Annotated in this window: 8 protein-coding genes; 3 read left to right on the plus strand and 5 right to left on the minus strand. The window is 59.4% G+C overall.

What is annotated here, in order from left to right:
* From atpH to H6B10_RS09645, 4 genes are all read right to left on the minus strand, one after another.
* A partial coding sequence (gene atpH / locus H6B10_RS09630; protein ID WP_204651409.1) for an ATP synthase F1 subunit delta occupies window positions 1-652 on the minus strand: 652 nt, incomplete at its 3' end.
* Entirely contained in the window at window positions 649-1,137 is a 489-nt protein-coding gene (gene atpF, locus H6B10_RS09635) for a F0F1 ATP synthase subunit B (protein WP_204651410.1), read from the minus strand. The genes atpH and atpF, both read right to left, overlap by 4 nt.
* A gap of 16 nt (window positions 1,138-1,153) precedes the next feature.
* Window positions 1,154-1,372, minus strand: a complete 219-nt coding sequence (gene atpE, locus H6B10_RS09640) for an ATP synthase F0 subunit C (protein ID WP_040917386.1) — start codon at window positions 1,370-1,372, stop codon at window positions 1,154-1,156.
* Window positions 1,373-1,431: 59 nt separating this feature from the next.
* Window positions 1,432-2,127: a F0F1 ATP synthase subunit A gene (locus H6B10_RS09645; protein ID WP_204651411.1), complete on the minus strand. Its 696-nt coding sequence runs from the start codon at window positions 2,125-2,127 to the stop codon at window positions 1,432-1,434.
* Window positions 2,128-2,339: 212 nt separating this feature from the next.
* On the opposite strand from H6B10_RS09645, the gene H6B10_RS09650 reads away from it, so the two are divergent.
* The 3 genes from H6B10_RS09650 to H6B10_RS09660 all read left to right on the plus strand — a co-directional run bounded on the left by H6B10_RS09650 (window position 2,340) and on the right by H6B10_RS09660 (window position 5,207).
* Window positions 2,340-3,962, plus strand: coding sequence for a sensor histidine kinase (locus H6B10_RS09650; protein WP_204651412.1), 1,623 nt, complete (start codon window positions 2,340-2,342; stop codon window positions 3,960-3,962).
* Between the two features lie 15 nt (window positions 3,963-3,977).
* Window positions 3,978-4,643, plus strand: coding sequence for a response regulator (locus H6B10_RS09655; RefSeq protein ID WP_204651413.1), 666 nt, complete (start codon window positions 3,978-3,980; stop codon window positions 4,641-4,643).
* A gap of 153 nt (window positions 4,644-4,796) precedes the next feature.
* Window positions 4,797-5,207 carry a GtrA family protein gene (locus H6B10_RS09660; RefSeq protein ID WP_204651414.1) on the plus strand — a complete coding sequence of 137 codons (411 nt, stop codon included), beginning with the start codon at window positions 4,797-4,799 and terminating at the stop codon, window positions 5,205-5,207.
* A gap of 63 nt (window positions 5,208-5,270) precedes the next feature.
* Here the strand turns inward: H6B10_RS09660 and H6B10_RS09665 are convergent.
* Window positions 5,271-9,907 (minus strand): YDG domain-containing protein (locus tag H6B10_RS09665; RefSeq protein WP_243427337.1); only part of this gene is annotated, 4,637 nt, incomplete at its 5' end.

A 9,907-nucleotide genomic window follows, 5' to 3' on the forward strand; every position in this document is an offset into this window, starting at 1 on the left:
GCAGACCGCTGACGTTGGCAATGCCGTCGCCGATCTCGATGACGCGGCCGGTCTCGGTGGCCATGGTGTCCCCGGCGCTTCCGGAAAGGGCGTCCTTCATCTGGGCGGCCAGCTGATCCAGCGTGTCCTCACCGGGCGCAGTTTCCATGCCGCGGGCCAGGCGGTCCAGACGGCCCTTGACGCTGCGGTCGTAGGTTACGCCGTCAATGTCCAGTACAAAACCGCCCAGCAGGCTGGGATCGATCTTGATCTGCAGCACCACGTTCTGGGCCCCGCGCAGTTTGCAGGCGGCCTTGCGAACAGCCTCCTGGGTGGCCTCGTCCGGCTGGCGGGCGCAGGTCATCACACATTCCATACCGCCCTGGGCATTGAGCGCCAGGCGGGAGAATTCGGGCAAAATCTCGGGCAGGGCATCCAGATGGCCTTCTTCCAGCAGCAGCTGCAGGAAGGCTTTCAGTGCATCCTGCCCGTCCAGCTGCGGCGCACCGGCCAGCAGCTCTTTTTTCTCGGCGTCGGTGGTGGCGGCACTCACCAGCACATTCCAGCGCTGGGTGTCAGCCATCAGGGCATCGGCGGCAGCGCGCACGGCCCCCGCGTCGCCCTGGGCAGCCCCGAACAGGGCCGCAGCGTAACGCTCGGTCGCTTCGCTCATGCCTGCTCACCCACCTTTGCCAAAAATTCCTCCGCCAGCGCACGGTCGGAGTCGGTGTCCAGGCGTTTGCCTGCCACTTCGGTGGCAGCCATGACCGCCAGGTGCGCCACTTTGCCACGGGCAGAGCGCAGCATCTCGCTGCGTTCGGCCGCAATGCGGGCCTCGGCTTCGGCGGCTGTCTGCTTGGCATCCGCTTCGGCCTGGGCCATCCGGTCTGCGTAGGCTACATCGGCACGGCGCTTGGCATCGGCCACCAGATCGGCGGCTTCCTGCCGGGCACCGGCCAGTTTGCTTTCATATTCCTGCCGGGTCTTCTGGGCCTCGGCATTGTTCTTTTCGGCCTCTTCCACCTGGGTGCGGATCAATTGTTCACGCTGTTCCAGCACGGCATTGATGCGCCCAAACAGGAATTTGCGGAAAAAGAAATACAGAATCAACAGGTTGACGATGGTAAAAAAGATCGTCCACGGCTGGATTTCCAGCATTTGGGCACACCTCCTTTTAACCCACGAAGATGATGATCAACGCGGTGATGAAGCCGAAGATGGCGGTACCTTCTGCCATGGCGCAGCCCAGCAGCAGGGTGCTGTTGATCTTGCCGGAAGCTTCGGGCTGACGGGCGATGGCGTCGCTGGCGTGGCCGGTAGCGATGCCGATGCCGATGCCGGCGCCAAAACCGGTGAGAACTGCGAGACCTGCGGCGATGATTCCGATAGACATAGTAGTTTCCTCCTGAAAGTTCATTGGAGCGCGGCGGCGCCGCGCGGTGTGGGCGGGGATCAGTCTTCTTCCTTGATTCCCTCGCCTGCGAACAGAGCGGTCAAAAAGACGAATACGATGGTTTGGATAAGGCCGTCGAACAGATCAAAGTAAATGCAGAAGACGGCGGGCACCACAGCGGGCACCAGATACTTGATGATCTCCATGATGATGAATGCGCCCAGAACGTTACCGAACAGTCGCATGCACAATGCCAACGGGCGGATGGCAATTTCCATCACGTTGATGGGGGTCAGCAGCGGCATGGGTTCGGCAAAGCGTTTCATACCGCGGGCCAGGCCGTTGTAGCGGAACTGTGCGCCGTAGATCAGTACCAGGCTCATCAGTGCCAATGCGGCGGTCACATTGACGTCCTTGGTGGGGGGCGTCAGGCCAAAAATGCTGATGATGTTTGCCAGACCGATGTACAGCGCCACGCTGCCCAGGTACGGGGCAAAGGGACGCCAATGCGGACCGAGCGTCTGCTTGGCAAACCCGTTGAGAAGTTCCACACCGGATTCCAGCACGATCTGGAATTTGCCGGGGTTGCGGACCTTCAGGTTCCGGGTGGCCAGCAGCGTCACGATGATCCAGAACGCCATGATGATCCAGGTCACCAGCACAGCCGAGCTGATGGGGATGCCGCCCAAAACCGGGATGGTAAACGCGGTTTTATTGGCAAGGGCATCGATCAGGGTTTCTTTAAAACCTTCCAACTTGTTCACCTCTTTTTCGCCCCTATCTTACGCCCGCGGAGAAGGGTTTGATAAGGCTTACGAAAATAAAAAAAACAAAACCGTGCAAAGCCCCGCATTTGCGCCCCCTTTCGCGGAGAAACTTTGTGCAAGATTGACGATTTTGTGCGAAGGTGGTATCATAACCGCAGAACGCCCACCCACCATGCCGCACAGGAAAGGACCGAGGCCCCATGCAAAAAAAATCCGCCGGACATACCGTATATCAGCAGATCCGCCGGGTGTCCGTACTGGGGATTCTGGTGGCCATGGTACTGGCCACCGGCGCCGGGTTGTGGCTGAACCTGGAACAGGAAAGCCGCATCCGCGACGACACCCTTACCGCCGCCGTGCAGGCGGTTTCCCACACCATGGGCATTGTGGAGAACGGCAACGCTCAGCAGGTGATCGACTATGTGGACCGGACGGTGCACGGAATTTCCGGCATTGACCTGTTTGCGGTGTACGAAGCCGACGGCACCCCCTCCTATTTCTGCGATGTCAAAGAAGAACAGAGCAGCCTGGATACGCTGGACCCGCTGGATACCGACCTGATGGCCCGGCTGACCGAAAGCGGCACCCCGCTGCTGGATGATGACCAGGCGCCTTCCGGTGCCGACCACTGCGCCTATGCCGCCGTATACCGGCAGGACGGCAGCGTGCGGGGCTATGTAATGGCCGGTGTATATCTGCGTTCCATCCGCACCACCGCCCTGCACACCCTGGCGGTGTATCTGTTCATTGGGGCTGCGGCGCTGACCTTGGGCACCTTTTTGAGCCTGCGGCTGGCACAGCGCATCAAAAGCGATCTGCTGGGGTATGAGCCGGATGCTTTCCGCGATCTGTTCCTGCGCCGGATGGAACTGCTAGACGCCCTGGACGAGGGTATGCTTGCCATTGACCGGGAGGAACGGATCATCTACATCAACCGGGCGGCGGCAGAGATGCTCTCCTTTGACAAAAGCGCGGTGCTGGGCAAACCGCTGTCCGAGGTTTACCCCCAGTCCACCATTCCCCGCGTGATGCAGACCAAGCAGCCGGAATACAACATCAGCCTGGAATCGCTGCACCATGTGCGCATCCTCTCGGACCGGATGCCGGTGCGCCGGGACGGGCAGATCGTGGGTGCGGTGGCCATCTTCCGCAACCGCACCGAAGTCGCCAACCTGGCCCGGGAACTGACCGGCGTACAGCACATTGTGGAGGCCATGCGGGCCTACACCCATGAATTCATGAACAAGCTGCATGTGATTCTGGGCCTTTTGCAGCTGGGGGAGGCCCGGCAGGCCGAAGAATACGTTCTGCAGCTGACCAATACCCGCGTTATGTCGGTGGGGCGCATCTCCCAGCAGATTGCCGAGCCGTCGGTCGCAGCGCTGCTCATCGGCAAAAGCTGCCGCGCCGCCGAACTGGGCATCCGCCTGACGCTGGACCCCGAAAGCCGCTTAAGTGCGGATACCCATTACCTGCCTGCATCGGGCATGATCACCGTGCTGGGCAACCTGATTGAAAATGCTTTTGACGCCTTTGGCAACAGCCCTTCCGACACCCTGCACGAAGTGGGGGTATCCATCCGGGAGAGTGACCGGGGCCTGATCCTGAGCGTGGACGACAACGCCTGCGGCATGACCGAAGAAATACGCGAGCACATTTTTGAGCGGGGCAGCACCTCCAAAGGGGAAGGCCACGGTACCGGGCTGTTCCTGGTCAAAAGTGTTGTAGACACCTACAAGGGCGAGATCCGGGTGGAATCCACCCAGGGAGTAGGGTCGTCCTTTATCATCACCTTCCGCCCGCCGCAGACGGCGGACAACTGAGAGAGAGGAGCCTGTATGTATACCGTTGTCATCGTAGAAGATGACCCCATGATCACTGAACTGAACCGCCGCTATGCCGAACGGGACGGCCGCTTTACCGTTGCCCAGACCTTCGGCCAGCCCCGCCGGGCGCTGGACTGGCTGCGCCACAATGCCGCCGACCTGATCATTCTGGATTTTTATATGCCTCAGATGAACGGGCTGGAATTTTTGCGTTCCATCCGTGCGGCCGGCATTGAATCCGATGTGATCATGATCACCGCCGCCAACGATGCCGCCACCGTGGAAGCGCTGACCCGGCTGGGTGTGGTGGACTATCTGGTAAAGCCCTTCGCCTACGAGCGTTTTTGCCGTGCGCTGGACGCCTTTTGCCGACGGCGCAGTGCCATGCGGGGCAGCCTGGACCAGAACGCCCTGGACAGCCTGCTGCACGCAGCCCCTCCCGGCCAGACCACCCTGCCCAAGGGAATGCAGCCCCTGACCCAGGAACGGGTGCTGGCCTGCATGAACGCCGATCCCAGCCGCGCCTACACCTGCGAAGAAATTGCCGCAGCATCGGGGCTTTCGGTGGTAACGGTACGGCGTTACATGGGGTACCTGGCCCAACAGGGGCAGGTGACCGGCGATATGAACTACGGCACCGGCGGACGCCCCTGCCTGGTATACCGGCTGGTGCTTTAACGCCCCCCGCGAGGAAGCAATTTCAGTCCGGCGGGCCGGTTGACTTTTGAGCCAAAAAGTTTTATACTGCTTTTTTGTACGTTGCTTTTCTGCGTCGGGACGGAGTTTTTCCATCCCGCCTTGTTTTGCCTTTTTGAGAAAGGATGTACAAAAATGCCTGCTTTGAATTCCGCCGCCGTGCGCTCTTTTGGCAAATTTTCGGTATCTTCCCTCTCCTCCAGCGTGGTGGACCTGGCCGCCTTCTCGTTTTTGTGTACGGCCCTGCGCCCCCGCCTGCCGGAAAGTCTTGCCATCATCGCCGCCACTGTCACCGCCCGGGTGATTTCTTCCCTGTGCAACTATCTTTTGAACTATTTTCTTGTATTCCACAGCCATACTGGCCACGGCAAATCCGCCAGCCTGTATACCCTGATCACAGTGCTGAAAACTCTGGCCAGCGCTTTGCTGGTGGCGCAGCTGGCAGTGCTGCTGCCCGCCGGAGCACCGGAACTGGCCGCCAAGATTCCGGTGGATGTGGGGCTGTTCTTCCTCAACTATCTGCTGCAGAAACGGTTGGTCTACTGAACAAACCAAAAGGGACGCGGGTCCATACGGACCCGCGTCCCTTTTTACTTGTAAAGGCAGATTTTATCTGGTTTTCTTGTTTCTGCGCTTGCAGTAGAACAAAACGCCCATCATGGCTGCGCTGATCAGCGCCAAAGCCGCCCACAGGGCCGGGTTGCTCTCGTCACCGGTCTGGGCAATAGTTACAGCCGCCGAAGCCGCCGCACCGCTGCCGGACTCAGGTTCATAGAAGCCCTGCACATTGCCGTAGCCGGACAACTGCCGCAGCGATTCCAGATAACCGCAGTGATCACACCGGTAACCCTCATCGGTAGCGGTCCAGTCATGGTAGCCGCAGGCCGGGCAGGTGTAATAGGAGATTGCCGCCCCGGAAGATGCAGGCACCGGGGTAGCTGTGGGCGCAGGAGCGGACTGCTGTTCCTGCCCGGCAGCCTGCTCTGTTTGAATAGCCTTCCAGCTCACCGCAACGGGCGACAAGCTGTGCAAGGTAAACTGCAGACCCTTGTCGGTCTTGGTCACCGCCGGAATTTCCACCGCACCGGGAGTTCCTACCGTAAGCATATGCGTCACGACAAAGTCAAAGTCTGCAGCATTGGTACCCGCCGGGTAAGGCAGAACCACGGTGATGCCATCCTTGGGGAAGTTTTCCTCGGTAGCCCGGACCCAGGTAGCATCGCCATCCTCACTGTAATAGAGGGTTACATCATACAGGCTGGTATTTTGTCTGGTAGCTTCGGGCATTTTCTGAACAATGTAGCGGAACATTTCCTCCAGCACCGCATCCGCCGTTTCAAAGCCGGCATCCCGCAGGCTCTGGGGGATTTCGGTCAGACCGGTTGTGGTTTCCAGGCGGTAGGAATCATCATCCTCCACAGGCAGAAGCGCTGCGTCGGTGATGGTCAGCGTATCCATGAATTGCAGATGCAGTGCATAGTTCCCCGCATCCGGATTCTTATAGATCGCGTCTGCAATTTCCTGCCAGTTGGCCCACTGGATGGTATAACTGCCCGGGGTGCTGGTCTGGGGCAAACCGGTAAAGACCGGTTCTACATCGAAGTGCAGGTCGTCGCCTTCCAGGGCACCGCTGCAGACCAGACTTACGGTCGGCAATGCCTGCCCTGCGCTGATCCGGTTGCCGGAAAGTTTCAGGCTGATGTAGTAACTCCGGTACTCGATATTGACCGCCACATTGCAGGTTGCTTCTGCATAATTGCGGCTGTCCTCAGGCGTAAAGCGCAGGGTAACCTGGTATTGACCCACGTTTTTGAGTTCAGGGGTGCCGTCGGCCAGCGACCAGCTGCCCGGCACATCCACACTGTGGGGCAGGTCGTCCAGCGTGACGGCTTTGCCGTCATAGACTTTGGACAGACCTTCGGCTTCCAGTTTGGGTACTATTTTGCTGACCAGCGTAAAATTGCTGCTGCCGGTCACCGGCGTCTTGCTGTAGTTGTCATTATCCTTCTGAGAGAACGACCAGTAGAGGGTGATCCTGTCGCCTTCCGCGCCACGGAAAAGGAAGCTTTCGTCCAGGGGTTGCTTACAATCCGGATCGCTATACCACTGTACGGTGCCAGGGACGGTTTCTCCTGCCACACCGCTTGCCGCTGCGACCACGTTGACCGTATCCATTCCGTTACCGATTCTGACCGACTGATCGGCCACACCGGCAAAGGTGAAGTCCGCGGCCGTGATGGAAGCGGTAGTGGTTGTCACGGGGAAGTTGACAAGGTAGTTGGTGTTGTCCCACCGGGCCTGCGTCACATCCACCGCCACGGAAAGGTTCTGGCCCACATCCTTTTGGGCAAAGGTGCCTTTCAGACCGGTGATGGTCAGCGTTTCGCCCGCAATGCCGGCGGACACCGTGGCGGAAACTTCGGCATCGGTGGTTCCGTCGTACACTTTACTCTTGGCGTTGAGGTCCGCATTTACCTCCTTGGGAACGATGGCGTACTGGACCTGTTGGCTGCCGGTGAAATTTCCCTGCCCGGTCACGGTGATGGTGTAGGTGCCCACATCCAGGCCCTCCGCCTTTTCCACCGTATAATCGGCGGAAGACAGGTCAAGGTCCCCACAGGCCACGCGAATCACATCCGGAGCCTGCTCGATGCCCGCGTAAGGCAGGCTTGTTTTGTCCAGGGTAATTTCCGCACTGGTAATGTCCAGCGGGCTGACAACCACCGTGACGTTGACTTCGCTTTGCTGATAGTTTTCCGTCTCGGTGTATTGGGCCGAATAGGTAACCTTCCCCGTCTGCAACAGTCTGACAGAATCATCCAGCCACTGCCAGCCTTCCGGCAGGGTGCAATCACGCAGGAACACTCCGTAGACAGCCTCCATGCTTTCCGGCGCCTGCGGGACCGCCTTGCCCACGACGACATCGAGGGATAGCGGCTGGGTGTCCTCGTGGTTGGCGTCACCCGCCACCTTGTACCACACCTTGTAGTTGCCTGCATTGGTGGCGGTGGGCAGTTTTTCGCTAAACGGGCCGGATTCTGCCAGGCTGTAGACCAGGGTACCGTCCTGGGTGCTGCCGGCATCGGCAAGCAACGTTTGCGCCTGGCCCGTATAGGTAAGATTCTGTGCAGGCTGCGGTGCCTGGGTAAGCTGCGCAGCGGCCTTGGTGATGGTCACCTCCACCGGCACTTCCACCGGGCCATAGTCGACATCATCATCCGGGGTGAAAATCAGTGTCCAGGTACCGGAATCTGCCACATTCACGGGGGCATCTTCTTTCCAGGCCCAGATGCCACCCACCTCGGCAGTCACGGTAAGCTCGTTCACCTGAACAGCCTGACCATCATACGTCTTGCTGTACGGTTCGGCAGATGCCTGGGGCACTTCGCGTTCCTGCATGGTCAGCACTACCCGTACCGTTGTATCGGCATAGTTTTTAGAAGTGAGAACCACCGGCAGAACAGCAGTATCCCCTGCAGCCCCCTTGCCGGACAGCGTATAGTGCACCGTGCCGTCGGCATCCACCGACCAGGCCGCGACCAGGCCGTTTTTATCCTCTTTGGTGCCCGCCGCATAGATCACGGTACCGGCGTTGGCGGGCATTGTACCGGCCAGTCCAAGGGTCTGCTCGCCGGTGGCTGTGTAGCGATGCTGTGCACCCCGATCCTGCGGATGCAGCGCAGCCGCCTTGGTGATGGTGAAATATTTTGTCACCGGCGCGAAGGTATACACACTTCCCTCCACGGCGGTCACCGTCACGCTGGCCGTTCCGGCATTAACGTTGTCGCTGTATTGGACGGTATAATGGACATCCCGCTCCAGCAAAGTATCGCCGTCCCGCACTGTTACATCCGGCTCATGAGAATAGCCATTAAAGACCACATCCGCCACACCCGTCACAGCAGGGGTGATGTTCTTGGGCTGAGCCGTACGCGTTTCTTCTGTGGAAATCGCATTGTAGGTGGCATCCTCTGCCTTGGTGATGGCAACACTAAACTCGCCCACACCAGTGATCGTCAGCAGACCCGCCTGGGTCACAGTGGCGCAACCGGTGGCCGCCCAACTCACGGCGCCGCTGCCGCTGCCGCCTGTATACTCCAGTTGGATCACATCACCGTAGAAGCAGGAACCGTTTTGCGGCAGGTTATTGATATGGATAGGAGCCTGCTCCTTCTTTTCAGTATAGCTTTCATTGGAGTAGGTTTCGTCCATGTGTTTATAGACAATGCCATGGGAGGCATCCAGCACCGGGTAGGCATCTTGGGGCTGGCCGTTATCCAGATTCTGGCGCCAGATGCAATTTCCGTCGGAGGACTGGCCGTTGAGCAGCCAGGTCACTGCACCATTTTGGAAGGCCGCCTGGTCTTTTGCTTCCACGCCGGTGCTGCTGAAGCTTCCACTGCCGACACCTGCCGGGGCGGTGCCCTGCTGATAATAGCTGTTTTGGATGCTGCCGCCCTGACAATTCATACCGGCAATACCGCCCGCCGTTTCCGGTTTTTGAGAGACCGAAACTGTACCCGCACTGTAGCTGTTCCGGATCTCGCCATCGTTGTAGGCGCAGATGCCGCCGGCAAACTCACCGTCGGCCACGACGGTGCCCAGGTTGTAGCAGTTTTCGAGAACGCCAATGGCAGCATTGCTTGCCGCAATACCGCCCGCATAGTTGCCGGTAGCCTTCACCGTGGCTTCGTTGCAGCAATTGCGGATGATACCGAGGTTGCTGCTGCAGAGACCGCCCACATTGTTGCCACCGGTAACGATACCGCTCACCGTCAGGTTTTGCACCACCCCCTCGGTGCCCACGGCACCGAACAGCGCAGCCCACTCGCCTGCAACCTGCAGATTGCGGATGGCATGGCCCTGGCCGTCAAAGATACCGGCATACATGGCGGAAGCAGGGGTCTGAGCGCCGATGGGCGTCCAGGCTTTGCTTTGCAGGTCGATATCCTGGGTCAGTACCGCCGAGGCAGCGGCATCCTTGGCCGCAAATTCGGCATAGGTGCTGTCATCGTTGACCAGCGCCGCGAACCAGAACAGGTTGCCCGCGTTGGCGATCTGGTAGACGCCATCCACCTGGTCGGCAGGTTGATACTGGCCACAGGTGCAGAAACCGTCCTCGTCATAGCTGTGGTCATGGGAGGGCTGGCTGGGACCGTAGTCGGTTGCCGCCAGGGTCAGCGGTCCTTCGCCGTAAAGGTCCTTGCAGTCATCGTAATAAGTATAGGTAATGGTGCTGCGGCCAC

Origin of the sequence: Gemmiger formicilis (genome assembly GCF_016901605.1) — a bacterium.
In the GTDB taxonomy this organism is placed as follows: Bacteria; Bacillota; Clostridia; order Oscillospirales; family Ruminococcaceae; genus Gemmiger; species Gemmiger formicilis_B.

Bases quoted from the DNA above. Each gene is read 5' to 3' on its own strand.
- atpF (WP_204651410.1), bottom strand. From the start codon at position 1,137: ATGCTGGAAATCCAGCCGTGGACGATCTTTTTTACCATCGTCAACCTG.
- atpE (WP_040917386.1), bottom strand. From the start codon at position 1,372: ATGTCTATCGGAATCATCGCCGCAGGTCTCGCAGTTCTCACCGGTTTT.
- H6B10_RS09650 (WP_204651412.1), top strand. From the start codon at position 2,340: ATGCAAAAAAAATCCGCCGGACATACCGTATATCAGCAGATCCGCCGG.
- H6B10_RS09655 (WP_204651413.1), top strand. From the start codon at position 3,978: ATGTATACCGTTGTCATCGTAGAAGATGACCCCATGATCACTGAACTG.
- H6B10_RS09660 (WP_204651414.1), top strand. From the start codon at position 4,797: ATGCCTGCTTTGAATTCCGCCGCCGTGCGCTCTTTTGGCAAATTTTCG.